Below are 25,392 nucleotides of genomic sequence, written 5' to 3' on the forward strand. Positions count from 1 at the left end.
CGATACGGACCGGTAATCTCAGCCGCGCACCACCGCGCCGAGCGTGCCCATCGCCGTCTCCAGCTGTGTGTCGGAGAGGTACGGCGCCGGGCCGAAGCGCAGGTACGGCCCCCGGCTGTCGGTGCGGACGCCCTGCGCGGCCAGCGCGGCCTGCAGCGCACCGGCGTCGGCGCACCGCAGCGAGAGGAAGCCGCCGAGCAGGCCGAGCGGCGTCTCGCGGTCGCGGGTGACGACGCCCTCGGGCAGCGCGAGCTTGTCGAAGACGTCCGCGAGCAGGCCCACCTGGTGCTGCGACACCTCGCGCAGGAACGCCGGCGTGAGGCCCTGCTCGGCGAAGAACCGCTGGACGCGGGCGCCGCGGTAGTGGCTCGCCGGGTCGTAGGTGGCGCCGGCGAACCGGTCCCCGCCCATGGCGTAGGCGACCCCGCCGGGCCGCCGTTCGTCGGCGAGCGCGCCGAACTCGGCGTACCAGCCGGTGATCACCGGCCGCAGCTCCTGGGCGTGCGCGGGCAGCCGGAGGAAGCAGTTGCCCTCGCCCAGCTGCAGGTACTTGTACCCGCCGCCGAGCACCCAGGCGTTGGTCAGGCCCAGGTCGTGCAGCGGGAACGGCACCACGCCGAGCGCGTGGTAGGCGTCGACGACCAGCTCGATCGAGCGGTCGCGGCAGACGTCGGCGAGGTGCGCGAGGCCCGGGACCAGCCGGGACGTCTCGAAGAGCACGGCCGACACGAGCACCGCGGCCGTGTGGTCGTCGACCTCGGCGGCGACGCGCTCGGCCAGCGTCGTCACCGGTTCGACCGGCACGCGCACGACCTCGACGCCCGCCTCTTCGAGGCGCGCGAGCTGACGGCGCAACGTGTGGAACTCGCCTTCGGTGGTCACCAGCCGTGGTCTTCGGGGCAGCTCCATCGCGGACAGGAACCGCAGCACCAGGTCGTGGGTGCTCGCGCCGAGCGCGTACTCGCCGTGCGGGTCGCCGAGCAGCAGGCGGAAGCCCGCGCGCAGCTCGTCGGCCTTCGCGAAGGCCCGCTCCCACTTCAGGTCGACGTCCCGGGCGGCGTCGGCGAAGGACTCGAGGAGCCCTTCTTCGGCGACGTCGGGCCAGGCCTGGTGCGAGTGCCCGGAAAGCAGGAGGCGTTCCCGCACCGAGAACCGCGTGTAGTGCGCGGCCAGGGCGTTCGAGTCCGCGCGGAGGTCGTCGAGCGAGGTCACAATCGGCTCCGTACTGCCCAGAGATCCGGGAACATCGGCTGGAAGAGCGTGGTACGCAGGTAAGTCGCGCCGGACGAGCCCCCTGTCCCGGTCTTGTCGCCGATGGTGCGTTCGACCATCTTCACGTGCCGGTAGCGCCACTCCTGCATCCCTTCATCGAGATCCACCAGACATTCGGCGACGACCGACGGGCCGCCGTCGTCGCGGTACATGTCCAGCAATATCGCCTGCAGGGCCGGGGAGGGCTCCACCGGTCGAGTGACGTCTCGATCACACTCGACCGGGTAGCCAGAAGCCTTGAGGTACGCGAGGAAAGAGTCGAACAACGACGGCCGCGCCATCGCGTCGGCGATGCCCTTCCGCTGCTCGCCGCCTTCGGGGTAGTGCGCGAAGACGCGCTCGTCGCGGCGCCCGAGCACCGCCTCCAGCTCCCGGAACTGGGCCGACTGGAAGCCACTGGAAGCGTCCAGCCGGGTGCGGAAGCTGGTGAACTGGCTGGGCGTCATGGTCTCGAGGACGTCGATCTGCGCGACGGCGACCTTGAGGATCGACAGGATCCGCCGCACGGTGCGGATCGCGTGCGCGGTCGTGCCCGCTTCGAGACACTCCTGCAGGTACGTCGCTTCGTGCAGCATCTGCTTGAACCACAGCTCGTACACCTGGTGGATCACGATGAACAGCAGCTCGTCGTGCTCCTCGGAACGCGGCCGCTGAGCACCCAGCACCTCGTCCAGCGCCAGGTACGAGGTGTAGCTCAGCGCTTCCTGGGTCTTGGCGGCCGTGTCTTCCGGGGCCGAGCCCCGGACCCCGCCAGAGGGGCGAGCCCCCCTGGACCCCCCCACTGCATCTTGATCGGTCATCCCTTGGTCACCTCGTCGAAGTGGCGCTGGGCCGCAGGGGCCAGCGCGGTGTACAGATCGTGGAACAACTCGACCGCGGCCGCCCGGTGATCCGGTGCGGGCACCAGGTCGGCGGGCAGTTCCGGGTCGAGCGACGGGAACGCGCGGAAGGTGTGCACCAGCCGCGTGCGGACGTCGAACGTGGTCGCGTCGGCCAGCTCCTTGCCGCAGTAACCGCCGAACTGCTCGACGAACGCCGTGTAGCGCGCGGCCAGCTCGTCGAGGTCCCAGGCCCGCCCGGCGAACCGGCGGACGTCGAGCGCGGCCGACGGCCGGCCGAGCAGCAGCCCGGCGTGCTCGGTGACGTCCAGCTCGCCGAGCAGCGCGAGCACCTCGGCCTCGCGGTCGTGCGGAGCGATCCAGGTGCCGTCCGCGTACGGCCCGAAGCCGAGGAACCGCAGCCGCCGCACCAGGCGTTCGCGGGCTTGGCGGCGGGTCTCGGGGATGCTCTGCCACAGCACCGTCCACTCGCCCGCGGCGCGCTCGCGGCGGCCGAGGGAGAAGATCCGGTGGTCGCCGTCGGCGAGCAGGGCGACCGTGCGGCGGGTCAGCGAGTAGTGCACCGTGCGGCCTTCGCGGTGGCGCGTGAGCAGGCCGCGCCGCACCAGGCGGGTGAGCGCGATCCGGGCCGCGCCGTCGGAGAAGCCCAGCTCGGCGAGCACCGCGACCAGGCCGCCCGACCACACCCGGCGCGTCTCGCGCGGGTGGACGTAGCTGCCCAGCAACGTCACGACCAGCTCCTGGGGGCTGGCTTCGAAGGCGTCGACGGGCACGGGCGCAACTCTATACACCTCAGGCCGCTGCGGTGTAGCTTGATTTGCGTGACGTACTTCGCGGACCTCAGCTCGCCCCAGGTCGGCGCCCTTTCGGACGGCCCGCGTGTCCCGGTGCTGCTGCTCCCGCTGGGCGCGGTCGAGCCGCACGGCCCGCACGCGCCGCTGGGCACGGACCCGCTGATCTCGCGCGGGATGTGCGAGCGCGCGGCCGCCCGGCTGGCCGCCGACGACGACGTCCGGGTGCTGATCCTCCCGGAGATCCCGTACGGCGTGACGCGGTTCGCGGCCGGGTTCGCCGGCGGCATCCACGTCGGCGAGGAGACGCTGCACGCGCTGCTGGTGGACGTCGGCGCCGCGCTGATCGGCCAGCGACTGCCGAGGATCCTGCTGGTCAACAACCACTTCGAGCCCGCGCACCTGGTCACCCTGCGGCGTGCGGTGGAGACGCTCAACTTCGCCTACGCCGGGCACGTCGCGCTGCTGGACCTGGTCCGGCGGCGGCACGCGCAGCGCCTCACCGAGGAGTTCCGGTCGGGCGAGTGCCACGCCGGGCGGTACGAGACGTCGCTGGTGCTGGCCGACCGGCCCGAGCTGGTCGACCAGGCCGTCATGCGGGAGCTGCCGCACGTGCCGGTCAGCCTGGCTTCGGCGCCGTCCGATGGTGGCTTCGTCGAAATGGGGATGGCCGACGCCTACTGCGGCAAGCCCGCCGAAGCGACGGCGGAAGAGGGCGAAGAGACGTTCTCCGTGCTGACCGATCTGCTGGTGGAAGCGATCCGGGAGCTGGCCCGTGCCTGAGCCGTTCAACCTCGCGTCCTACTTCGTCGACCGGCACGCGGCAACGGATCGGACCGCGTTGTTCGTCGGCTCGCGGGAGGTCGGTTACGCGGCGCTGGCTCGCCTCGTGAACCAGGCCGGGAACGTGCTGCGTGACGCCGGTGTCCGAAGTGGACAGCGGGTGCTGCTGGCGTTGAGCGACGGCGAGGAGTTCGTCGCCACGTGGTACGGCGCGCAGAAGATCGGCGCGGTCACCGCCGAGGTCTACCCGTTCCTGCAGCCCAAGGACTACGCGTACTACCTCGGCTACACCGAGGCCGTCGCGGTCATCGCGGACGCCGTCACGCTGCCCGCGCTCCGCGAGGCGGGTGCACGGAACCTGCTGGTCACCGGAGTGCCGGAGAGTGAACTGCTGCCGGGCGAGCGTCCTTTTCGGACACTGCTCGACGCCGCGTCCGACGAACTCGAAGCCGCGCCGACCACGCTGGACGACGTCGGCATCTGGAAGTTCACCACGGGAAGCACGGGCGCACCCAAGGCGTGTGTGCATCCCTTGCGGAGTGCGAAAGAGAGCTTCGAACGGTACGCCGTCCAGGTGCTCGGATTGCGTGAGGACGACCGGGTCCTCGCCGTGCCCAAGCTGTTCTTCGGGTACGCGCGCGACCTGGTGGCGCTGTTCCCGTTCGGCGTCGGCGCGGCCGGGATCGCGTTCCCCGAACGCAGCACGGCGGATCTGATGTTCGAGCTGATCGCGCGGTACCGGCCGAGCGTGCTGGTGAACGTGCCGACCATGATGAGCGCGATGATCGCGCACCCGGCCGCGGCGGAGCAGGACCTCAGCTGCCTGCGCATGACGACGTCGGCGGGCGAGGCGCTGCCCGCCGAGCTGCACCGGAAGTGGGACGCGGCGTTCGGCGTGCCGGTGGTCGACGGCATCGGGTCGTCCGAGGCGTACCACATCTACCTGTCGAACCGGCCCGGCTCGGTTCGGGTCGGGACGCTCGGCACCGAGGTGCCCGGCTACACCGCGCAGGTCGTCGACGAACTCGGGAATCCCTTGCCGGACGGCGAAATCGGGCCGTTGCGGGTGTCGGGGCCGACGATCGCGCTGGAGTACCACGGCGACGCCGAGAAGTCCGCGAAGACGTTCGACGGCGACACACTCACGTCGAGTGACCTGTTCAGCCGCACGGACGGGTACTTCCGGCACCACGGCCGGGCCGACGCGCTGCTCAAGGTCGGCGGCGTGTTCGTCGCGCCGGGTGAGATCGAGGACTGCCTGCTCGGCCACGCGGCGGTGACCGATTGCGCGGTCGTCGGCCACGAGGTGGACGGGCTGGTCGTGCCGCGCGCGTACGTCGTGGTGCGGGCGCCGGTGCCCGCGGACGAGCTGAAGGATCACGTCCGGGCCCGGCTGGCCAAGCACAAGTATCCCCGTGAGGTGGTCTTCGTGACCGAACTTCCCCGCACCGCCAACGGAAAGCTCGACCGGCGCGCACTGGCGGCCCGCCCGTGAGCCGCCTGGTCGTGGTCACCGGCGGCACACGCGGCATCGGCGCGGCGATCGCCGCACGGTTCCGCGCCGCCGGAGACACCGTGCTGGCGCCCGGCCGCGCGGAGTGCGACGTCACCGACGAGAACGCGGTTGCAGAGTACTTCGCGACCGCGGGGCCCGTGGACGTGCTGGTGAACAACGCCGGGATCTCTTCCAGCGCACCGCTTTCCCGGACCACTTTGGACGATTGGCGCGAGCAGCTCGAGGTCAACGCGACCGGCGCGTTCCTGTGCACCCGCGCGGTGCTGCCGGGGATGCGCTCGCGGGACCGCGGCCGGATCGTCACGGTGGCGTCGACGGCGTCGCACGTCGGCTACCGCTACACGGCCGGCTACACGGCGTCGAAGCACGCGGCGGCCGGGTTGATGCGGGCCGTCGCGGCGGAGCTGGCCGGCACCGGCGTCACGGCGAACGCGGTCTGCCCGGCGTTCGTCCGCACGGACATGACGGCGACCTCGGTGGCCCGGATCCGGGAGCGCACCGGACGTTCAGTGGACGACGCCGAATCCGCGCTGGCGGCGGCGTCCCCGCTCGGCAGGCTGTTGGAACCGGACGAAGTGGCGTTCGCGGTGTCCTTCCTGGCGGCCCCCGAGGCCGCCGCGATCAACGGCCAGACCCTCGTACTCGACGGCGGAGGAATCCAGCTATGAGCCCGTTCCGCGCGACCGCACCGCTCACGAAGGAGTGGGAGCACTTCGAGTTCACGGTGGCCGACGGCGTCGCCACGGTGACGCTCGACCGGCCCGGGAAGCTGAACGCGCTGACGTTCGACGTCTACGCCGACCTGCGCGACCTGATCATCGAGCTGCCGCAGCACGAGGACGTCCGGGTGCTGGTGATCACCGGGCGCGGGCGCGGGTTCTGCTCGGGCGGCGACGTCGAGGAGATCATCGGCGAGCTGCAGAAGTTCGAGACGGCGGAGCTGCTCGAGTTCACGCGCATGACGGGCGCGGTGGTGAAGGCCCTGCGCGAGTGCCCGCTGCCGGTGATCGCGGCGGTCAACGGCGTCGCGGCGGGCGCGGGTTCGGTGATCGCCCTGGCGAGCGACTTCCGGCTGCTGGCGCAGTCGGCGAAGTTCGCGTTCCTGTTCACGAAGGTGGGCCTGGCCGGCGCGGACATGGGCTCGGCGTACCTCCTGCCGCGCCTGGTCGGCCTGGGCCGCGCCACGGAACTCCTGATCCTGGGCGACAAGGTGTCCTCTTCTCGCGCGTCCGAGATCGGCCTGGCCACACAGGTGGTTCCCGACTCCGAACTTCCCGCCGCCGCCACCGCCTTGGCCCGCCGCCTGGCGGACGGCCCGGCCCTGGCGTACGCGACGACGAAGGTGCTGCTGACCCGCGAGCTGGACATGGACCTGGGCAGCGCGATCGAGCTGGAAGCGATGACCCAAGCGCTGCTGATGACGGCGAAGGACCACAAGGAGTTCTACGCGGCCTGGTCCGCCGGGCGCGAGCCCCGCTGGACGGGTCGCTAGGGACGACCCGGCAGCTCACGCCACCTGGTGACCGGCCAGCCAGGTGCCGCGGACCTCGATGGCGTCCAGCGCTTCCGGTTCCACGGCGAACGGATCCGCCGAGAGGTGCACGAAGTCGGCCACCATGCCGGGACGGATCAGGCCGCGCGTGGCTTCGTCGGCGGCTTGGTACGCCGCGCCCGCGGTATAAGCCGTCAACGCTTGGCCGATCGTCAGGCACTCGTCCGGACACCAGGACGCGCCGGCGCTCCCCGGCCTCTTGCGGGTGACCGCGGCCCGCAGGCCGTCGAGCGGCCGGACCGAGCTCACCGGCCAGTCGCTGCCGAACGAGACCCGGGCTCCGCCGGCGTGGACCGTCGCCATCGCGTACTGCCGATCGGTCCGCTCGCCCAGCCGCGGCGCGGTCAGGTTCGTCTGAAAATCGTCCCACTGCGCCCAATACGGCTGGAAGTTGGCGATGACGCCGGTGCTCGCCAGCCGAGCCACGTCGGCCGGGTCCACCAGCTGCAAGTGGGTGATCGTCGGCCTGCGGTCCCACGCCGGGTTGCCGCGCGTGACCCGCGCCACGGCGTCCAGCGCGGCGCGCACCCCGGCGTCACCGATGGCGTGCACGTGGGTGCGCATCCCCAGCGCGTCGAAGGCCGCCATGGCGGCGGCCAGCTCGTCCGGGTCCCACATGGGGATACCGCGGTCCCCGGAGTGACCGCAGTAGCAGTCGAGCATCGCCGCGGTGGAGCTCTCGATGATCCCGTCCGCGAAGAACTTGACCGTGCGCGCTCTGAGCCGGTCGCCGAGACCCGCGGCTTCGACTCTCGCCCGCTCCGCGGCGACCAGCGGCACCTGCTCGTGCCACGCGCGCGGGTCGATCCGGAAGGCGAGGTCGAAGCGGGTGGCGCACTCGCCCGCCGCGACGGCGTCGACGTAGGCGTCGACCGCCCCCGACTCCAGGTCGACCCAGGCGTCCAGCACCCAGGTGAGCCCGGCGGCGGCGCAGCGTGCGCTCGCGGCGGCGACGGCCCGGCGCATCGCCGCGGGTGACGGCGGCGGCACCAGGTCCAGGACCAGGTCGCAGGCACCCCACTCGAGCAGCGTCCCCATCGGGGAGCCGTCGTCGCGGCGCACGATGCGCCCGAGCGCCGGCTCCGGGGTGGCCGAGTCGATTCCGGCGGCGCGCAGGGCGGCCGTGTTGCACCACACCGTGTGGTAGTCGCTGGCCCGCAGGACCACCGGCCGGTCGGGGACCACCGCGTCGAGCCAGCGAGCGTCGAAGGTTCCGTCCGGGGTGATCGACCGGTCGAAGCTGGCGCCGACGACCCACTCGGCGTCCGGGTCGGCAGCGGCGAAGACCCGGACGGCTTCCGCCGCCTCCTCGACGGTTCGTGCGCTCCGCACCGCGGGCCCATCGTCTTCCAGCGCGGCGAAGACGGGGTGGGCGTGGCCGTCCCCGAACGCGGGCAGCAGCGCACCGCCGTCCAGGTCGACCACGCTCGCCGAGGCCGGCAGTGGCTCCCCGCGATCCAGGACGGCGAGCACCTTGTCCCCGCCGACCAGGACCGTGGCCTCGCGGACGCCACCGGTCCCCGGCCAGACCGCCGCGTTCGTGAATGCCGTCGTCATCACGCCTCCAGTCCGAACTCCGCCGGGTCGACGTCCACCCGCCACAGGTACCGGTTCCGCAGCTCGACCAGCCAGCGCACCCGCCGCACGTACCCGCTGTCCACGACACCCAGCTCGCGATCCGACGGCGGAGGGGGCAGCAGCGTTTCGCGTCCGCCGGCACAGTCGTCGCCACCTTCCCAGAACGGTGCGAACAGGTCCACCACCGACTTCTCCACCCGCGCGGCGAACGCGGTGTCCCGCTGCCTGATCTCGGCGACCAGTGCCTCGGTTCGCGCGATCATTTCCAGGTACACCTCGCGCGTGTAGCCGTCCGGGAAGTCGTTCATCTGCTGGAGCAGGAGCTGCTTCGCCTGGTAGGCCAGCGCGTGGAGGGTGGCCGCGGCCGTCTTCGCCGCCGCGTGCCCGAGCTCGCCGCGGCGGAGGTGGGCGTCGGCGGAAACCCGCAGCGCCAAGCAGAACATCTCGACGTCCCCGACGTCCTTGGCGTAACCGAGCAGCTCGGCGAGCTCGTCGAAGCCGACCTCACGGAGGCCGTGCCGGACCGCGAGCTCGAGCCGGTGCAGACACGTGTACCGCCGGTTCCAGCTGTTGTAGTCGCTCACGTACCACTCCGCCGCCTCGAGGTAGCGCTCGTCGGCGACCTCCGGGTTGGTGCCCACGAAGTGGAAGCACTCGGCGAGCAGGTGGGTCGCGAGAGCGAAGACCTGTCCGTCGTCGGTCACCTCCGCCGGCGGCCCGGCCGGCCGCCGGACGACGGTGCGCAGGTGGGTGAGGGCGTCGATGGCCCGTCGCCACGCCTCCGGCGGAGCCTCCTTGCGCCACCCGCGCGGATAGTTCTGGTGCAACGTGGTCAGGCAGTCGAGCCACTCGACGTCGGTGTTCGTCCGCCGGATCTCCGCGCAGTAGCTCAGCAGCCGCGAGCAAAACCAGTGCGGGACCTTCCACTCGTACCAGAAGAACCCTTCCAGGTACCACCGGATGATCTTGTCGCGGGTCCCCGCCCGCAGCCGGGGTTCGGCGTGCGCGACGTGGTACACCCATTCGGAGAAATAGCGCTGCGACAGCCCGCCTTCGATCGCCGACCAGTGGGCGAACGGGTCGCCGGCCGCGACGCTCGCCGCGTCCACCGCGGACTGGCAGAAGTCCGCCGCGCGCCGGTGCAGCTCGGCCAGCCCGTCCGGACGCCGCGCGCGGACGCTCGCGCAGGCGACCTTCCGGACCAGTTCGGGCAGGCGCAGCGCCGTCAGCGGGTGGGTCACGTCGGCCGAGCGCGCCCGCGGGTCTTCGCGGGCCACGTCGGTTTCCACCAGCAGCGCGTCCACGAGCTCGTCCAGCAGCACCTCGGCCCGGCCGGCCGGAGTGCCGTCCGCGCCCAGCATGTGCACCGCCGTCGCCCGGTCGAACTCGCGAAGCACCGCGAGGTGGTCGAGCGCGCTCCGCAGCTCCTTGGGCATGGCCGCCAGCACGCGGCCGATGAGCTCGTCGAGCTCGACCGGACCCGCCGGGACGACCGCCCGCCCGCCGCCCTCGGCGGGTTCACGGGCCAGCCCCTCGGCCAGCACGCCGACGCCCCAGGCCAGGCGACCGGTCGTCAAGCAGACGTCGTCGACGAGCGCCGGCCGGACACCCCGGCCGAGCCGCTGGGCGAGATGGGCCGCGACGTCATCGCGAGACAGCGGGCCCAGCGCGTGCACGCGGCACACGTGCCCGAGCGCCGTGTCGGCACCACCGCCGCGGCGGGCGACCACGACCAGCGCGCCGCCGAGCGCCCGTACCAGTTCCAGCAGCCACGCCGTACCGCCGCTCGCGTCGAGGTGCTGCGCGTCGTCGACCAGCAGGGCGACCCGCCGCCGGCGGCCGGCCCGCGTGATCGCCTCGACGACGTGATCGCGCAACGCCCCGTCGAGCCCGCCGAGGTGGTCACCCCACTGGAAGTGGATCCCCTGGGCACCCGCCGCGTTCACGGTCGAACGACCCGAGGCCGCGATGGTCTGCTCGAAGTGCACCGGGGTGAACTGGGCCTTGCGGGTGAGGGTGGCCGTCGCCTTGGCCAGCCGAGGGTGACCGGAGTGCCTCAGCCGCTCTCCGATCCGGCGGACGAAGTCCAGGGTCTGCCGGAACCGGTCGAACGTCCGGCCGATCCCGTCGTCCGGATCCGCGGCCGACGGGACCGCCGCCCGGATGACGAGGTATCCGCGGGCCTCGAGACATTCTTCGAGCCTGCTCAGCAACCAGGTCTTGCCGGCGCCGAACGGACCGCCGACCAGATGAGGACTGGTGTAGTTGTCCAGGATGGCGTCGACGATGGCGTCCCGGTTCCGGGAAAAGGCTTCAGGCATCCGAACCATTCACATCTTCGACATCATTCACGATCTGCGCATCGGCGGCGTGGACAGTGCTGCGCGCGGTTCCGGCGATGGTCTGGTCGACGTCGGTCGCGGGCGCTCCGGACACGTGCTGCGCGCGCCGGGCGTCGACTGTCGCGCCACCATCAGCCGTGATGACTTGGCGTGTCCCCGAAGCGGTTCTGCGACCCCGGCCGAGGAACAGGCCCGTGAACACGCCCACGACCGCGACCACCAGCGCGGCGATGTTGAGGTACACCTCGATGACGCTCGCCCATTTGTCCGCCGCGTCCAGGTTCCCGCTGCGGAGAATCGCCGACACGACGACGAGAATCCCCGCGATCAGGCACGCCACACCGATGGCGACGAACTTCGCCGTCTTCCGGGACATGGGCGCCACCCATTCCTGATTCCGAAGATCAAGAATGCCGACCGCGCAATTCGATCAGCGAGCGAATTCTAGGGCACGCTCACTCGTGATCGTCAGCAACCTTTCGAGTGAAAACAATTTTCGCCGGACCGGGAATGACACCCAGCCGGGATTCATCGTGACAAACCGGCGACCGGGTCAGAGCCGGGTCACCGCGATCGCGTCTTCCTCCAGCGACCCGAAGTACAGCTTGCCCTGCCACTCGCGCACGCCCACCAGCATGTGGAAGCCGTCGATCTCGCCGCGCAATTCGTGCTCCACCTTGCCGTCCGCCGACACGCCCAGGACTCCCACCTCACGGCCCGGCCGAGGCTGCAGCGACGTCGGGAGCGCCCGGACGCCGGCCCGGAGGAAGGCCGGCATCCGGCGCACCACGTCCAGCGCCGGCACGCGCGGGGAGGCCTGGGTGATCCAGATCAGCCCGTCCGAGCCCGTCGAAATGTTGTCCGGGAAGCCCCAGAGGTCCTCGATCAGCACGTCCCGGTGACCGTCCGCGAGCCGGACGCGGGACACGCTGAACGCGCCCGTCTCCGCCACCGCCACGAACGACTCGTCCGGGGCCAGTGCCACGCCGTTCGCGAACTGGAGGCTGTCGAGGAGCAGGTCGATCGACCCGTCCGGGGAGCGCCGGAGCAGGCGGCCGCCGCCGGTCTGCTCGATCAGGTCGTCGCGCCAGTTGTCGATGCCGAAGCGGCGGGAGGAGTCCGTGAAGTACACCGTGCCGTCGGCGGCGACCGCCGCGTTGTTGCAGAACACGAAGTCGAGCCCCAGCGCCGACGTCGCCAGCGCCGCGGGCGAGCCACCCGCGAGCGGCACCACCAGCAGGCCCGCCCGCGCGTCGCAGATCAGCAGCTCGTCCTCGCCGTAGAGCTCCAGCCCGAGCGGCCGTCCGCCCGTATCGGCGATGACGTCGATGCGCCGGCCGTCCGGGGACACGCGCAGGATGCGCCCGTCGTCGACGCCGGCGTAGATCCGGCCCTCGCCGTCGACCACGACGTCTTCCGGGCCGTGCCCGTTGACCGGGATGACCGTGACCTCGCCGAACCGCATCGAACGTCTCCTACCGGTAGGTCAGCAGCGAAGCCGCTTCGGCCTCGAAGTGCGGGTGCTCGTTGAAAGACAACAGGGTAACGCCACCGCGGCCGGACACCAGCTTCGTGATCCCGCCGTTCACGGTGACGCGGTTGAGCTTGAGCAGCCCGGCTTCGGGAGTCCCCATGAGCAGGCCGCAGATCGTGGCGATCACGCCGCCGGAGGTGAACACGACCGCGTGCTCGCCCTTGCCCAGCGCCGCCACCAGGTCCGAGAGCGCGTCCCGGCAGCGCGCGAGGAACGCTGGCCACGTCTCGGCGCACGGCCCGCCGGCGTCGGCCGAGGTCCACGCCGTCAGCGCCGCGTCCAGAAGCCCTTGGTACGCGCGGGAATCCTCCTGCGGCGCGCCGCCGGCGTGGTGCCGCGCGATGTCGACGTGGTCGTACTCGTTCCAGCGCGGGTCCTCGGCCACCGGGACGTCGGTGCCCAGCACCTTCAACGCCGTCGCCGCGGTGTCGCGCTGCCGGGCGAGCGTGCCCGACCGGACCTGGCTGAAGGAGACGTTGCGGCGCAGCAGCTCCGCACCGACCACAGTGGACTGCTCGAAGCCGCGCGGGGACAGCGCGTCGTAGTCCGCCGCGCCGAACGACGCCTGTCCGTGCCGGACCAGGTAGATCGCGCCCACTTACACCTTCCCCTTCGCGATGATCTCGCGGCAGCGCCAGTCGAGGTAACCGACGAACCGCCAGAAGTCCTTGAACGCCGGGTTGCGCGTGGCGCCGTCGTGGTAGCGCCGGTAGAGCTGCTGCAGCACCGCGGCGAGCCGGAAGAGGCCGTAGACCTCGTAGAACCGCCAGTCGCCGATCTCCAGGCCGGTCTTCCCGGCGTAGTGCGCGACGAACTCCTCGCGGGTGAACGTGCCCGGCAGGTGCGTCGGCTGGCGGCGGCTGGCCTGCATGACGTCGTCGTCGCCGGCCTCCACCCAGTAGGCCAGCATGCTGCCCAGCTCCATCAGCGGGTCGCCGAGCGTCGCCATCTCCCAGTCGAGGACGCCGGTGATGTTCAGGGTCGACGGGCCGTCCAGCACCAGGTTGTCGAGGCGGTAGTCGTTGTGGATCAGGCAGATCTTCACTTCGCCGGGCTGGTTCGAAGCCAGCCACTCGCGCACCTCGGCGAAGTCGCCGACGTTGTCCGTGCGCGCCGCGGTGAACCGCTCCGACCAGCCGCGGATCTGCCGCTCGACGTACCCCGCGCCCTTGCCGAGGTCGCTCAGCCCGGCGCGTTCGACGTCGACGGCGTGCAGGTCGACCAGCCGGTCGACGACCTTGCCGGACAGCTCGCGCGCCTGCTCCGGCGCCAGCGTCATGCCCTCGGGGAGGTCGCCGCGCAGGATCAGGCCGTCGAGCTTCTCCATGACGTAGAAGTCGCCGCCGAGCACGACCGGGTCGTCGCCGAAGGCGAGCATCTTCGGCACGTACGGGAACACCGGCTTCAGGGCGTGCTGCACGCGGTACTCACGCCGCATGTCGTGCGCCGACGCGGCTTTGTGCCCGGCCGGCGGGCGGCGCAGGATCAGCTCCCGGCCGGGGTAGGTCAGCAGGTAGGTCAGGTTCGACGCGCCGCCGGGGAACTGCCGGACCCGCGGTGGTTCGCCGCCGAGGCCTTCGACGCGGACCGCCAGCCACTCGTGCACCGCGGAGGCGTCGAAGACGTCCTCGGCACGGACGTCGACCGTGCTGTCGGTGCTGTTGATGCTCACGCGAACTTCCGCAGGATCCAGATCGGCACGACGCGCATGGCGAGGCTGAGCGGTACCCACGGCCACGCCGGGACGTAGGCCCGCGAACCCTCGGCCTCGATCGCCTTCACCAGCGCGCGGGCCCCGGCGTCGGCCTTGGCCAGCAACGGGTTCTTGCCGATCCGGTCGTTCATCTCGGACTCGATGTAGCCCGGCCGGATGTCGGTGACGGCGATGCCCTTGCGCTTCAGCTCGGCGCGGGTGCCGTCGACGAACGTCGAGATGCCCGCCTTCGACGCGGCGTACGCGGTGAGGTTGCCGGGCAGGCCGCGGATCGCGCTGAACGACGAGACCACGGCGATGTGCCCGGCGCCCTGCTCGCGGAAGATCCCGGCGGCCGCTTCGATCTGCGCGGCGGCCGCGACGAAGTTGACTTCGAGGGTCTGGCGGTTGGCGTCGAACCGGCCTTTGCCGACCGGCTGCCCCTTCCCGAGCCCGGCGTTCACAATCACCCGGTCGAGGGACCCCAGCTCGGCGCGGAACTCCGCGAAGACGCGGAAGACGCTGTCGTGGTCGGTGACGTCCAGGGTGCGCGTCACGACCTTGATCCCGGGGTGGGCCGCCGTCAGCTCGGCGGCGAGTTTCTCCAGGCGCTCCGTGCGCCGGGCGCACAGCGCGAGGTTGCGTCCCTTCGCCGCGAACTGCCGGGCCATGCCCTCGCCCAAGCCGCTGCTCGCGCCCGTGATCAGGATGTTCTTCCGGAGCGTCATGGACCGGATGCTACCCGGTGGTAATAAGACCGGTGGCCCGGCGCTGGGGGCGTCGCCGGGCCACCGGTCATCGCGCGGCCACACCGGCCGGTCGCACAACGCGGCCGGGTGAACCGGAGCCGGAACCGCTCACGCGGCCGGTTCGCCTGCGCCCGGGTGGGCCGTGAGGGGGAGGCGGAGCCACCGGCGCAGGCAAGTCATACAAGCGCGTCCGCCCAGGCCGGGGCAATGGTTCACAGTTGCCAGTACTAGCCCGTTCGCCCGAGTGGACGCACGTCCGGAGCGATCGAGCACCCCCGTGAAGAGGGACGCGGATCATGCCCGGAATCCTGCTAACGTGCACCGTGTCGGGGATCGTCGGGGGACGGCACGGGGCGGGTCGGATCGGCAATGGCGGGCAGCACGGCGGACCACGTGGTGAGCGGCGGTCAGGAAGGTGAACGCACCGCGTTCGCCACCCGGCTGCGCGCGGCCATCGCCACCAGCGGGCTCTCCCTCGACCGCATCCAGGCCCGGCTGCGGGCCCGTGGCGTCGTCGTCAGCGTCACCGCGCTCAGTTATTGGCAGTCCGGCAAAAGACAGCCGGAGCGGCAGAGCTCCCTGTCGGCGGTGCGCAGCCTCGAAGAAATCCTCGACGTGCCCGCTGGGTCCCTGCTCGGCCTGCTGCCCCCGCCGCGCCCCCGTGGCGGCGCCGGGAAGCGCCAGGCCGGCGGCGAGCCCATGTCGTTCCCGCGCGAGGTGCTGCTGCCGATGCTCGCCAAGGTCGGGGCGCCGGACGCGCTCGAGCGCCAGCACCCGCTGAAGATGGTCGGGCTGCACGACCTCTGCGAGATCGCCGAGGACGGCGGCCAGCGCTCGGTGACCGCCCGCGCGGTCTTCCAGGCCGGCACCGACGGCCTGGACCGCTGGCTGCTGGTCTACACCCAGGACGACCCGGCCGCCGGGCCGCCGGAGCTGCACGCGGTGCGCAACTGCCGGGTCGGGCGCGCCGAGGTCGACGAGAAGCACGGCCTCGTCGTCGCCGAGCTCGTCTTCGACCAGCCGATCGACCGCGGCGAGACGCACCTGATCGAGTACACCCTGACCAACAGCGGGCCGCCGTACCCGGAGTGCCGCAACACCCACTACCGCGAGTTCCGCCGCCCGGTGCGCGAATACCTGCTGGAGGTCCGGTTCGCGCCGGGCACCGCGCCCGGGCACTGCTGGCAGTACTCGCGCAACGACAACGCCGGCTCGATGTCGCGCCGCCCGCTGAAGCTGGACGGCGCGGACGGCGTGCACGCCGTGGCCCTCGACTTCGGCCCCGGCGTCTTCGGCATCGACTGGGAGTAGCGGCTCAGGAAAGCTTGGTGCGCAGCACCTTCCCGGTCGCGTTGCGCGGCAGCTCGGCGAGGAACTCGACGTCGCGGGGCACCTTGTAGCGCGCCAGGTTCGCCTTGACGTAGTCGCGGACCGCGTCGACGTCGAGGTCCGCGCCGTCGGCCAGGACGACGAACGCCTTGAGCCGCTGGCCGAACTCGGGGTCCTCGACGCCGATCACCGCCGCCTCCAGGACGTCCTCGCGCTCGACCAGGAGGTTCTCCACCTCGATCGGGAACACGTTCTCGCCGCCGGAGACGATCATCTCGTCGTCGCGGCCGTCGATGAACAGCAGGCCGTCCTCGTCGAAGTGGCCGACGTCGCCGCTGGAGAGCAGGCCGTCGATGATCTCCTTGTGGCGGCCGTCGGTGTAGCCGCCGAAGCTGAGCCCGCTGCCGACGAACACGCGGCCGGTGACGTGCGGCTCGGTGACCCGGCCGCCCTTTTCGTCGTACAGCGCGACTTTGCAGCCGACCGGCGCGCGGCCGACCGTGCCCGGGGCCTTCACCCAGTCCTCCGGCGTCGCGACGGTGGCCACGGCGACCTCGGTCGAGCCGTACAGGTTGTGCACGACCGGGCCGAACGCCTCGTTGGCGCGGTTGCCGAGGTCCGGCGACAGCGCGGAGCCCGCGACGAAGACGATCCGCAGCGACGACGTGTCGTACTTGCCGAGGACGTCCTTCGGCAGGTCGACGATGCGCTGCAGCATGGTCGGCACGAGCACCAGCGCGGTGCACTTGTGCTCGGCCACCCCGCGCAGTGTCTCTTCGGGACTGAACTTGCGGCGCATCACGACCGTCGAGCCGAGCGCGAAGGACAGGATGAACTGCGACAGCCCGGTGCCGTGGAACAGCGGCGCACCCATGTACGTGGCTTCGTTGGCGCGCAGCGGGATCCGGTCGAGGAACTGCGCCGAGGCCAGCGCCGAGGTGTGCGGCCGCGGCGCGCCCTTCGGCGTCCCGGTGGTGCCGCTGGTCAGCAGCACGAACCCGCCCGGCTTGGCCGGCGCGGGCCACGGCCGGTCGTCGGTGCTGGCGATGATCTCGGCGAGTACCGGGACGTCCCGGTCGGACAGGTCGCTGCCGTCGTCCACCCAGGCCAGGTAGCGGTCGACGTTCTTCGGCATGGCGTCGAGCAGGCCGGTGAACTCCTGGTCGTACACCAGCGCGGTGACGTTCTCGCGCTTCGCGACGTCGGCCAGCTGCGGCTTCGCGAAGCCGGTGTTCATCAGCAGCAGGCGGACGCCGAGCTTGCCGGCCGCGGCCATCGTGAGGACCAGGCCGCGGTGGTCGCGACACAGCGCGGCGACGACCTGGCCGGGCTTGATCCCGCGCTCCGACCAGGCCCGGGCCAGCGCGTTCGACTGGTCGTCGAGCTGCTTGTAGGTGAGCGGGCCGACCTCGTCGACGATGCCGACGGCGGTCGGGTCGCGGCGTGCGGAGATGTGGTTGGCGCCGGCGAACGGCCCGTACTTGCGAATCGCGACCAGGGACCGGAGGCCTTCGTCGACGCGGGGGAAGGGCACCAGCCCGGCCCGCCGCATCACGTCGACACTGCGCGCCGTCTCGGCCACCTTGTCCGCCACCTGCGTGGCGAGCGCGACCAGACTCATCCGGGCACCTCCGTTGCTGCGGGAAGAGACCCACGCCGACGGCACGACGTACCGGCGGTATGGGGGCTACTCGACAGTAAACCAAGCCCGTCGCCCCCGCACCAGACGTGGTCCGGCCGAAACTGTCGGTGGTGGTCGGCACAATGTGTTCGTGCAGGTGATCGCGGGGCAGGAGGAGGACGGGAGCTTCACCGTGCACTCGCCGTCCTCGACCGTGACCGGCCTGGACGAGGCGGGTTTCGCGGCGCTGGCCCGGGAGCTGGAGGCCGCGCTCGACCCGCGGTGGGTGTTCCCGTCCGTCGAGGTCACCTACCCGGTGCTGGTGGCGGCCGGGGTGCGGCTGCGGCGGTGTCACGACCTCTCGCTGGCCGAGGGGCTGCTGCTGGCGCACGCGGGTCAGGAGGGGCAGTCGCGGAGCCTGCGCGCGGCCTGGGCCAGGGCCAACGGCGAGGAACCGCCGTCGGATTCGGCGACCGTCGAGCTGGCTCAGCCGACGCTGTTCGACACCCGGACGCCGACGTTGCCCGACGGCGTGACGGTCGTCACGGCGGTCCAGCGCGTCCTCGCGGAGCAGGACCGGCGGGCCGCGGCGGTCGAGCACCCGGACCGGTTCCGGCTGCTGCTGGCCGCGGAGTCGGCGAGCGCGCTGGCCGCGGTGGAGATGGCGGCCGACGGCCTGCCCTGGCGCGCGGACCTGCACGAGGCACTGCTGGTCTCACGGCTCGGTCCCCGCGTGCCGGCCGGGCACCGGCCGAAGGTGCTGGTGGAGCTGGCCGCGAAGATCACCGAGGCGTTCGGCGGGCGGGCGGTCAACCCGGACTCGCCGCCGAGCGTCGTCCGGGCGCTGGCCCGGGCCGGGATCGAGGTACCGTCCGCGCGGAAGTACTTCCTGAAGGGGATCGACCACCCGGCGGTCGGGCCGCTGCTGGAGTACAAGGAGCTGTCGCGGCTCTACACGGCGAACGGCTGGACGTGGCTCGAGGAGTGGGTCACCGACGGCCGCTTCCGCCCGCACTACGTCGTCGGCGGGGTGGTGTCCGGGCGGTGGGCCAGCCGCGGCGGCGGGGCGTTGCAGATCCCGAAGGTGCTGCGCACGTGCGTCCGCGCGGACCCGGGCTGGAAGCTGGTGGTGGCTGACGCGGCGCAGCTGGAACCCCGGGTGCTGACGGCGTTGTCGGGCGACCGCCGCCTGGCCGACGTCGCGGCGGCGACGGACCTGTACGCGCGGCTGGGCGAGGCGCTGTTCTCGGGCGCCCGCTGGGTCCCGGCTGCGGATGACGACCGCGACGACCGGGCCCGCGCGAAGATCGCGATGCTGTCGGCGATGTACGGCGGCACGTCCGGCGAAGCGGGGCCGTTGCTGGCGCTCTTGCGGCAGCGGTTCCCGGACGCGGTGTCCTATGTGGAGCACGCGGCGCAAGCGGGCGAACGCGGCGAGCGCGTCCGTTCTCGTCTCGGCCGCACCTCCCCCGCCCCTTCCGCGGCCTGGCGCGCCCTGACCGGCGGCCTGGCGTCGGACGAAGCGGCGGAGCTGAAGGCCCGCCGGGCGTCGCGCGGCTGGGGCCGGTTCACGCGCAACTTCGTCGTCCAGGCGAGCGCGGCGGACATGACGGCGGTGATGCTGGCCACGCTCCGCCGTCGCCTCCCCGCCCCCGCCCACCTGGTCTTCTTCCAGCACGACGAGGTGATCGTCCACACCCCGGCCGAGCTGGCCGACGTGGTCTCGTCGTCCATTGTGGACAGCATCACGGAAGCGGCGACCATGCTGTTCGGCGAGGCATGCCCGGTCCGCTTCCCGATGCACATAGCCCCAGTCGACACGTACGCCGACGCAAAATAACCGAGTCACGTCTTCAATCACGCGAGTCACGTCTTCAATCGCGCGAGTCACGTCTTCAATCACGCGAGACCCGCCGCTGATCACGCGAGTTCGGAGTCCCGGCACGTGAGCCGACCCGCTGGGTACGCGAGTCGTCCGTCCAGGTACGGCGAGTTCGCCGTTCCAGTACACCGGAGTCGCGTGATCAGCGGCGGATCTCGCGTGATCAGAAACGGATCTCGCGTGATTGGGGGCGCATCTCGCGTGATTGGAGGGCGATACGGCGTCAGGCCAGGGCGTCGTCCAAAGCCTTCGTGATGCGTTTCAGCGAGACCGGGTGCGCCGTGCCCAGGGTCTGGGCGAAGAACGAGACCCGCAGCTCCTCGATCATCCAGCGGACCTCGTCCAGGGCCGGGGACGACGTGGCCGGTGGGAGGGAAGCGCGAGCCTCGGCGTACTCGGAAGTGATCCACGCGATGTCCGCCGTCCGCTGCAGGTCGCGGGTCGGTTCCGACACCAGCTTCTCCAGCCGGCGCGAGATCCCCTGCAGGTAGCGGACGACGTTCCGCAGCCGTGAAGCGCCCGTCGCCGTCACGAAACCCGGGTACACCAGCGATGACAGCTGTGCGCGCACGTCCGCGAGGGACTCCGCCGGGCCTCGCGTCGCGGACAACGCCACCTCGACGTCGTTCGCCGCGCGGAGGATCTTCTCCACTTCGGTCAGGACCTCCAGCACCGTCTGGTGCAGGCCGGCCCGGACCTTCTCCAGCAGCGACGCGAACCCGGCTTCGTCGAACGCCGGGCCGCCCGCGGTGGCCATCAGGGCGTCCACCGCGCAGTCGACGCAGTCCTCCAGCAACGCCGCGACGCTGCCGTGCGGGTTGCGGTTCAGCACCAGCTTCGAGGAGTTCGACAGCGACCGCGTGATGAACTTCATCGGCGAGCTCAGGTTGAGCCGCAGCATCCGCCGCGTGCCCGCCCACATCGCGTGTTCCTGCTGGGCCGGCGTGTCCAGCATCCGGACCGCCACCGTCGCGCCCTCGTCGACCAGCGCCGGGTACGCCTTGACGTCGTGGCCGCGTTGCGTCGAAGCGAAAACCCTTGGCAGCGAACCGAACGACGGCTTCGTCAGGCCCGCCTTCTCCAAGCTGTTGGCCGCCTTCGAGATGGTCTCCCGGACCTTCGGCGCCAGCTTCAGCCGCAGCAGCGAGATGTCCTTGCCCTCGGCCACGCGCTTGCCGCGCTCGTCCACCACCCGGAACGTCACCTTCAGGTGGTCCGGCACCGAAGCGAGGTCCCAGTCGGAGAACGGGATCGTGATACCGCGCAACGCACGCAGCTCGCGGCCGAGCACCTCCAGCAGCGGACCGTCCGAAGGGGACACTCGCGAAAGGACGTAGTTCGCCGTGTCGGGCGCCGGGACGAAGTTGCGGCGCACCGCCTTCGGCAGCGACTTGATCAGCTGCGTCACCAGCTCCGACCGCAAGCCCGGCACCTGCCAGTCGAAACCGTCCTCGGTGACCTGGTTCAGCACCGGCAGCGGGATGTGCACGGTGACGCCGTCGGCGTCCGCGCCCGGCTCGAACTGGTAGGTCAGCGCGAAGACCTGCGTGCCCTGCGTCCACGAGTCGGGGTAGTCGCCCTCGCGGACGCCGCCCGCGGTCTCGTTGATGAGCATCGACTTCTCGAACGACAGCAGGTCCGGCTGCTCGTGGCGGGTCTTCTTCCACCACGTGTCGAAGTGCCGCACCGAGACGACGTCCGCGGGCACGCGGGAGTCGTAGAACTCGTACAGCGTCTGGTCGTCGACCAGGATGTCGCGGCGCCGCGCGCGGTTCTCGAGGTCCTCGACCTCCTCCAGCAGGGCCCGGTTCTCAGCGAAGAAGTGGTGGCGCGTCTGCCAGTCGCCCTCCACGAGCGCGTGTCGGATGAACAGCGCCCGCGACATCTCGGGGTCGATCCGGCCGTAGTTGACGCGCCGGTCGGCGATCAGCGGGACGCCGTAGAGCGTCACCTTCTCGATCGCGATCACCGCGCCCTGCTTGCGTTCCCAGTGCGGCTCGGAGTAGTTGCGCTTGACGACGTGCTGCGCCAGCGGCTCGACCCACTCCGGCTCGATGCGCGCGTTGACCCGGGCCCACAGCCGGGACGTCTCGACCAGCTCGGCCGACATCACCCAGCGCGGCTGCTTCTTGAACAGCGCCGAACCGGGGAACACGCCGAACCGCGCGCCGCGCGCGCCCAGGTAGTCGCCCTTCGCCGGGTCCTTGAGCCCGATGTGCGAGAGCAGCCCGGCGATCAGCGACGTGTGCACCTTCTGCGGGTCGACGGCGTCGGTGTTCGTGTTCAGCGAGATGCCGAGCGGTTTGGCCAGCTGGCGGAGCTGACTGAAGATGTCCTGCCACTCGCGCACGCGCAGGTAGTTCAGGTACTCGTTGCGGCACAGCCGGCGAAACTGGTTGCTGGACAACGCCTTCTGCTGCTCGGCGACGTACTCCCACAGGTTGAGGTAGGCCAGGAAGTCCGACGTCGGGTCCGCGAACCGCGCGTGCTGCTGGTCGGCCTGCTGCTGCTTCTCCGACGGCCGCTCGCGCGGGTCCTGGATGGACAGCGCGGCCGCGATGATCATCACTTCGCGGACGCAGCCGTTCCGGGCGGCCTCCAGGACCATCCGGCCCATCCGCGGGTCCACCGGCAGCTGCGCGAGCTTGCGGCCGGTCTCGGTGAGCCGCCGGTCGCTGTTGCCGGCGGCCTCGCTGTCGAACGCGCCCAGCTCCTGCAGCAGGCCGATACCGTCGGTGACCTGACGGCGGTCCGGCGGCTCGACGAACGGGAACGCGGCGATGTCGCCCAGCCCCAGCGACGTCATCTGCAGGATGACCGAGGCCAGGTTGGTCCGCAGGATCTCCGGGTCGGTGAACTCGGGCCGCGCCTCGAAGTCGTCTTCGGAGTAGAGCCGGATGCAGATGCCGTCGGACGTCCGGCCGCAGCGGCCCTTGCGCTGGTTCGCCGACGCCTGCGACACCTGCTCGATCGGCAGCCGCTGCACCTTGGTGCGGTGGCTGTAGCGCGAGATCCGCGCGGTGCCCGGGTCGACGACGTACTTGATGCCCGGCACGGTCAGCGACGTCTCGGCGACGTTCGTCGCGAGCACGACCCGGCGCCCGGTGTGCTGCTGGAACACCCGGTGCTGGTCGGCCGCCGACAGCCGCGCGTACAGCGGCAGGACCTCGGTGCCCCGCAGGTCGGCGCGGTTGAGCACGTCCGCCGTGTCGCGGATCTCGCGCTCGCCGGAGAGGAACACCAGCACGTCGCCCGGGCCCTCGGCGCACAGCTCTTCGACGGCTTCGAGGATGCCCTGGGTCTGGTCGCGCTCGTCGTCCCCCTCGGGGTCTTCGGGGTCGACGAGCGGCCGGTAGCGGACCTCGACGGGGTACGTCCGGCCGGAGACCTCAACGATCGGCGCGTTGTCGAAGTGCTTCGAGAACCGCTCCGGGTCGATGGTCGCCGAGGTGATGATCACCTTGAGGTCGGGACGCCGCGGCAGCAGCTGCTTGAGGTAGCCGAGGATGAAGTCGATGTTGAGGCTGCGCTCGTGGGCCTCGTCGATGATCAGCGTGTCGTACTGGCGCAGCGACCGGTCGGTCTGGATCTCGGCCAGCAGGATGCCGTCGGTCATCAGCTTGACCAGCGTGTCCTGCCCGGACTGGTCGGTGAACCGCACCTTGTAGCCGACGGTGTCGCCCAGCTCGGTCTTCAGCTCGCTGGCGATCCGGTCGGCGACCGTGCGCGCGGCCAGCCGGCGCGGCTGCGTGTGCCCGATCTGGCCGCGGACGCCGCGGCCCAGCTCGAGGCAGATCTTCGGCAGCTGGGTGGTCTTGCCCGAGCCGGTCTCCCCCGCGACGATGACGACCTGGTGCGCGGCGATGGCCGCGCCGATCTCGTCCTTGAGCCTGCTGACCGGCAGCTCTTCGGGGTATTCGATCTTGGGCACGCTCTCGCGGCGCGACAGCAGGCGCAGCTCGGCGGCGTCGACGTCGGCGGCGATCCGGGCGAGGGCGGAGTCGCGGTCGCGGGCCTTGCGGGCACCGTCGAGCCGCCTGCGCAGCCGGTGCTCGTCGCGCGGCATCAGCTCGGGCAGGCGCGCACGCAGCGCTTCGAACGGGGATGGTGTGGACATACTCGGGCCAAGGATAGCCGTGCGTGACGACGCGGGCTCCTGAATATCCCCGCGGCGTGACCGGCGGCACCCCCGAAAGCCGTGAAGGCCTCCTTACCGGCCGTAAGAGCCGGTAAGGAGGCCTTCACGGACCAAGAGCGTCAGCCGGGCTGCCCGGGCTGCTGCGGGTACTGCTGCTGCTGGGCGTAGGGCTGCTGCTGCGGCTGGCCCGGGTAGCCCTGCGGGGCGCCCGGCGCCGGCGGCTGCTGCGCGAACTGCTGCTGCGGCTGCGGCGCGGCCTTGGACCGGTTGAGCACCAGCGAGACGACGATCAGCGCGACGCCGACGAGGCCCAGCACGATCCCGAACGTGGGCTGCATGTCGTCGGCCCACGAGAGCAGCCGGAACTCCATGTCGAACTGCTCGAGGACGAACGTGCCGAAGCCGAGGACGGCGAACAGGATGCCGATCCGCATCAGGATGGAAGACAAGGAAAACCCCCAACGGGCAAGGAAAACAGGAGCAGACCGCCCCCGACGGCCCGCGATGGGACTCGAACGATAACGACCGGTCCAGACCCTGTCCCCGGATTTCCCGATTTGTTACCTCACGTCCGCTGGAGCGAGTCCGGGCCCAGGTCGGCGAGGGTGCGGTGGCCGGAAAGTCCCATCGTCAGGTCGAAGTCGGCCAGCAAGCTCCGCAGCACGTGGCGCACGCCGTCCTCTCCCGCGTGCGCCAGGCCGTAGACCCACGGGCGCCCCACCAGCACCGCGCGGGCGCCGAGCGCGATCGCCTTGAGGACGTCCGCGCCGGTGCGGATGCCGGAGTCGAACAGCACCTCCAGCCGGTCGCCGACCGCCGCGACGATGCCGGGCAACGCCTCCAGCGCGCCGATCGCGCCGTCGACCTGGCGGCCGCCGTGGTTGGAGACGACGATGCCGTCCATCCCGGCCTCGGCCGCGCGACGCGCGTCGGCAACGTGCTGGATGCCCTTGAGCACGATCGGGCCGTCCCAGTGCTCGCGCAGGAACGGCAGCTGGTCCCACGTCCGGTCGGCGCCGGTGATCATGCCGAGCCAGCGCAGGATCGCCGTGCCCGAGTCCTCCTCGGGCGTCTTCTCCAGCATCCCGCGGAACACCGGGTCGGTGAACGCGACGGCGAGCCCCTCGCCCTTGAGGAACGGCAGGTAGCCCTGGTCCAGATCGGACGGCCGCCAGGCCAGCGTCCACGTGTCGAGCGTGACGACCAGCGCCGTGTAGCCGGCCGCCTTCGCCCGGGACAGCAGGCTCGCGCAGACGTCCGGGTCGCCGGGCCAGTACAGCTGGAACCAGCGCGGGCCGTCGCCGTTGGCCGCGGCGACGTCCTCGATGCCGGTCGACGACGCCGTGGAAAGGATGAACGGCAGGCCGACCGAGGCCGCGGCGCGGGCCGTGGCGGACTCGGCGCCGGAGTGCACGATCGACTGGACGCCGACGGGCGCGACGGCCACCGGCGCGGGCAGCCGGGTGCCGAGCACCGTGGTCGCCAGGTCGCGGTCGGTGGCGCCGGTCAGCATCCGCGGCACGACGCGCCAGCGGTCGAACGCCTCGCGGTTGGCCCGCGCGGTGGCGCCGGAGCCGGCCGCGCCCGCGACGTAGGAGAACGGGCCGGGCGCCATGACCTCGCGCGCCGACGCTTCGAGCTTCGTCGCGTCGGTCGAGCACGGCGGCAGCTGACCACCGAGTCCCTGCAGGTAGAGCTCGTTCTGGTAGCTGCCGAAGCGTTCGGTCACGTCTGCCTCCTCGCGTTCGAACGCGCACTGTACTCGCCGGTACG

At 71.5% G+C, this 25,392-nt stretch carries 20 protein-coding genes; 6 read left to right on the plus strand and 14 right to left on the minus strand.

Translation table 11 applies throughout. The features are described 5' to 3' along the window. Positions 1 to 18: 18 nt before the first annotated feature. From MUY22_RS00295 to MUY22_RS00305, 3 genes are read right to left on the minus strand one after another with little or no spacing between them, the layout of a single operon-like run. Positions 19 to 1,212, minus strand: coding sequence for a kynureninase (locus tag MUY22_RS00295; protein WP_247055726.1), 1,194 nt, complete (start codon positions 1,210 to 1,212; stop codon positions 19 to 21). Further along, positions 1,209 to 2,054 carry a tryptophan 2,3-dioxygenase gene (locus tag MUY22_RS00300; protein ID WP_256475298.1) on the minus strand — a complete coding sequence of 282 codons (846 nt, stop codon included), beginning with the start codon at positions 2,052 to 2,054 and terminating at the stop codon, positions 1,209 to 1,211. Before MUY22_RS00300 ends, MUY22_RS00295 begins: the two co-directional genes overlap by 4 nt. Positions 2,055 to 2,068: 14 nt before the next feature. Further along, positions 2,069 to 2,884: a PaaX family transcriptional regulator C-terminal domain-containing protein gene (locus MUY22_RS00305; protein ID WP_247055728.1), complete on the minus strand. Its 816-nt coding sequence runs from the start codon at positions 2,882 to 2,884 to the stop codon at positions 2,069 to 2,071. A 48-nt stretch (positions 2,885 to 2,932) separates the two neighbouring features. Between MUY22_RS00305 and MUY22_RS00310 the strand changes: the two genes are divergently transcribed. Genes MUY22_RS00310 through MUY22_RS00325 form a run of 4 tightly spaced genes read left to right on the plus strand, consistent with a single transcriptional unit; the run spans position 2,933 to position 6,693 of the window. Next, positions 2,933 to 3,685 (plus strand): creatininase family protein, encoded by a 753-nt coding sequence (locus MUY22_RS00310; RefSeq protein WP_247055730.1) that lies wholly within the window; start codon positions 2,933 to 2,935, stop codon positions 3,683 to 3,685. Next, positions 3,678 to 5,180, plus strand: coding sequence for a benzoate-CoA ligase family protein (locus MUY22_RS00315; RefSeq protein ID WP_247055732.1), 1,503 nt, complete (start codon positions 3,678 to 3,680; stop codon positions 5,178 to 5,180). Before MUY22_RS00310 ends, MUY22_RS00315 begins: the two co-directional genes overlap by 8 nt. Then, positions 5,177 to 5,869, plus strand: coding sequence for an SDR family NAD(P)-dependent oxidoreductase (locus MUY22_RS00320; RefSeq protein ID WP_247055734.1), 693 nt, complete (start codon positions 5,177 to 5,179; stop codon positions 5,867 to 5,869). The genes MUY22_RS00315 and MUY22_RS00320 overlap by 4 nt, the downstream gene beginning before the upstream one ends. After that, entirely contained in the window at positions 5,866 to 6,693 is an 828-nt protein-coding gene (locus MUY22_RS00325) for an enoyl-CoA hydratase family protein (RefSeq protein WP_247055735.1), read from the plus strand. The genes MUY22_RS00320 and MUY22_RS00325 overlap by 4 nt, the downstream gene beginning before the upstream one ends. Before the next feature lie 15 nt (positions 6,694 to 6,708). Here MUY22_RS00325 and MUY22_RS00330 read toward each other — a convergent pair whose 3' ends face one another. The 7 genes from MUY22_RS00330 to MUY22_RS00360 all read right to left on the minus strand — a co-directional run bounded on the left by MUY22_RS00330 (position 6,709) and on the right by MUY22_RS00360 (position 14,628). Then, on the minus strand, positions 6,709 to 8,310 hold the full coding sequence (locus tag MUY22_RS00330; RefSeq protein WP_247055737.1) for an amidohydrolase: 1,602 nt from the start codon (positions 8,308 to 8,310) through the stop codon (positions 6,709 to 6,711). Then, entirely contained in the window at positions 8,310 to 10,652 is a 2,343-nt protein-coding gene (locus tag MUY22_RS00335) for an AAA family ATPase (RefSeq protein WP_247055739.1), read from the minus strand. Before MUY22_RS00335 ends, MUY22_RS00330 begins: the two co-directional genes overlap by 1 nt. Then, the gene (locus MUY22_RS00340) at positions 10,645 to 11,049 is read right to left on the minus strand and encodes a hypothetical protein (protein ID WP_247055741.1); all 405 of its coding nucleotides are present in this window, start codon (positions 11,047 to 11,049) and stop codon (positions 10,645 to 10,647) included. Before MUY22_RS00340 ends, MUY22_RS00335 begins: the two co-directional genes overlap by 8 nt. Before the next feature lie 177 nt (positions 11,050 to 11,226). Next, positions 11,227 to 12,138: an SMP-30/gluconolactonase/LRE family protein gene (locus MUY22_RS00345; protein ID WP_247055742.1), complete on the minus strand. Its 912-nt coding sequence runs from the start codon at positions 12,136 to 12,138 to the stop codon at positions 11,227 to 11,229. Positions 12,139 to 12,148: 10 nt separating this feature from the next. After that, the gene (locus MUY22_RS00350) at positions 12,149 to 12,805 is read right to left on the minus strand and encodes a histidine phosphatase family protein (RefSeq protein WP_247055744.1); all 657 of its coding nucleotides are present in this window, start codon (positions 12,803 to 12,805) and stop codon (positions 12,149 to 12,151) included. Then, positions 12,806 to 13,879, minus strand: coding sequence for a phosphotransferase family protein (locus tag MUY22_RS00355; protein WP_247055746.1), 1,074 nt, complete (start codon positions 13,877 to 13,879; stop codon positions 12,806 to 12,808). It lies immediately after the preceding gene. Next, on the minus strand, positions 13,876 to 14,628 hold the full coding sequence (locus MUY22_RS00360; protein WP_247055747.1) for an SDR family oxidoreductase: 753 nt from the start codon (positions 14,626 to 14,628) through the stop codon (positions 13,876 to 13,878). Before MUY22_RS00360 ends, MUY22_RS00355 begins: the two co-directional genes overlap by 4 nt. Before the next feature lie 390 nt (positions 14,629 to 15,018). On the opposite strand from MUY22_RS00360, the gene MUY22_RS00365 reads away from it, so the two are divergent. After that, positions 15,019 to 15,960, plus strand: coding sequence for a hypothetical protein (locus tag MUY22_RS00365; RefSeq protein ID WP_247055749.1), 942 nt, complete (start codon positions 15,019 to 15,021; stop codon positions 15,958 to 15,960). Between the two features lie 4 nt (positions 15,961 to 15,964). On the opposite strand, the gene MUY22_RS00370 is transcribed toward MUY22_RS00365, so the two are convergent. Further along, complete coding sequence (locus MUY22_RS00370; protein WP_247055751.1) at positions 15,965 to 17,599, minus strand: acyl-CoA synthetase; 1,635 nt, start codon at positions 17,597 to 17,599, stop codon at positions 15,965 to 15,967. Between the two features lie 151 nt (positions 17,600 to 17,750). Between MUY22_RS00370 and MUY22_RS00375 the strand changes: the two genes are divergently transcribed. Then, on the plus strand, positions 17,751 to 19,439 hold the full coding sequence (locus tag MUY22_RS00375; protein ID WP_247055752.1) for a bifunctional 3'-5' exonuclease/DNA polymerase: 1,689 nt from the start codon (positions 17,751 to 17,753) through the stop codon (positions 19,437 to 19,439). Between the two features lie 265 nt (positions 19,440 to 19,704). Here the strand turns inward: MUY22_RS00375 and hrpA are convergent, their stop codons facing one another. From hrpA to MUY22_RS00390, 3 genes are all read right to left on the minus strand, one after another. Further along, positions 19,705 to 23,598, minus strand: a complete 3,894-nt coding sequence (hrpA, locus tag MUY22_RS00380) for an ATP-dependent RNA helicase HrpA (protein WP_247055755.1) — start codon at positions 23,596 to 23,598, stop codon at positions 19,705 to 19,707. 140 nt (positions 23,599 to 23,738) lie between these two features. Further along, positions 23,739 to 24,068, minus strand: a complete 330-nt coding sequence (locus tag MUY22_RS00385; RefSeq protein ID WP_247055757.1) for a hypothetical protein — start codon at positions 24,066 to 24,068, stop codon at positions 23,739 to 23,741. 116 nt (positions 24,069 to 24,184) lie between these two features. Next, positions 24,185 to 25,348, minus strand: a complete 1,164-nt coding sequence (locus MUY22_RS00390; RefSeq protein ID WP_247055759.1) for a lactate 2-monooxygenase — start codon at positions 25,346 to 25,348, stop codon at positions 24,185 to 24,187. Between the last annotated feature and the right edge of the window lie 44 nt (positions 25,349 to 25,392).

Source organism: Amycolatopsis sp. WQ 127309 (genome assembly GCF_023023025.1).
Lineage (GTDB): Bacteria > Actinomycetota > Actinomycetes > Mycobacteriales > Pseudonocardiaceae > Amycolatopsis.

Excerpts from the sequence above, each read along its gene's own strand:
- hrpA (WP_247055755.1), bottom strand. The coding sequence starts at position 23,598 with ATGTCCACACCATCCCCGTTCGAAGCGCTGCGTGCGCGCCTGCCCGAG.
- MUY22_RS00345 (WP_247055742.1), bottom strand. The coding sequence starts at position 12,138 with ATGCGGTTCGGCGAGGTCACGGTCATCCCGGTCAACGGGCACGGCCCG.
- MUY22_RS00335 (WP_247055739.1), bottom strand. The coding sequence starts at position 10,652 with ATGCCTGAAGCCTTTTCCCGGAACCGGGACGCCATCGTCGACGCCATC.
- MUY22_RS00340 (WP_247055741.1), bottom strand. The coding sequence starts at position 11,049 with ATGTCCCGGAAGACGGCGAAGTTCGTCGCCATCGGTGTGGCGTGCCTG.
- MUY22_RS00330 (WP_247055737.1), bottom strand. The coding sequence starts at position 8,310 with ATGACGACGGCATTCACGAACGCGGCGGTCTGGCCGGGGACCGGTGGC.
- MUY22_RS00325 (WP_247055735.1), top strand. The coding sequence starts at position 5,866 with ATGAGCCCGTTCCGCGCGACCGCACCGCTCACGAAGGAGTGGGAGCAC.
- MUY22_RS00360 (WP_247055747.1), bottom strand. The coding sequence starts at position 14,628 with ATGACGCTCCGGAAGAACATCCTGATCACGGGCGCGAGCAGCGGCTTG.
- MUY22_RS00370 (WP_247055751.1), bottom strand. The coding sequence starts at position 17,599 with ATGAGTCTGGTCGCGCTCGCCACGCAGGTGGCGGACAAGGTGGCCGAG.
- MUY22_RS00365 (WP_247055749.1), top strand. The coding sequence starts at position 15,019 with ATGGCGGGCAGCACGGCGGACCACGTGGTGAGCGGCGGTCAGGAAGGT.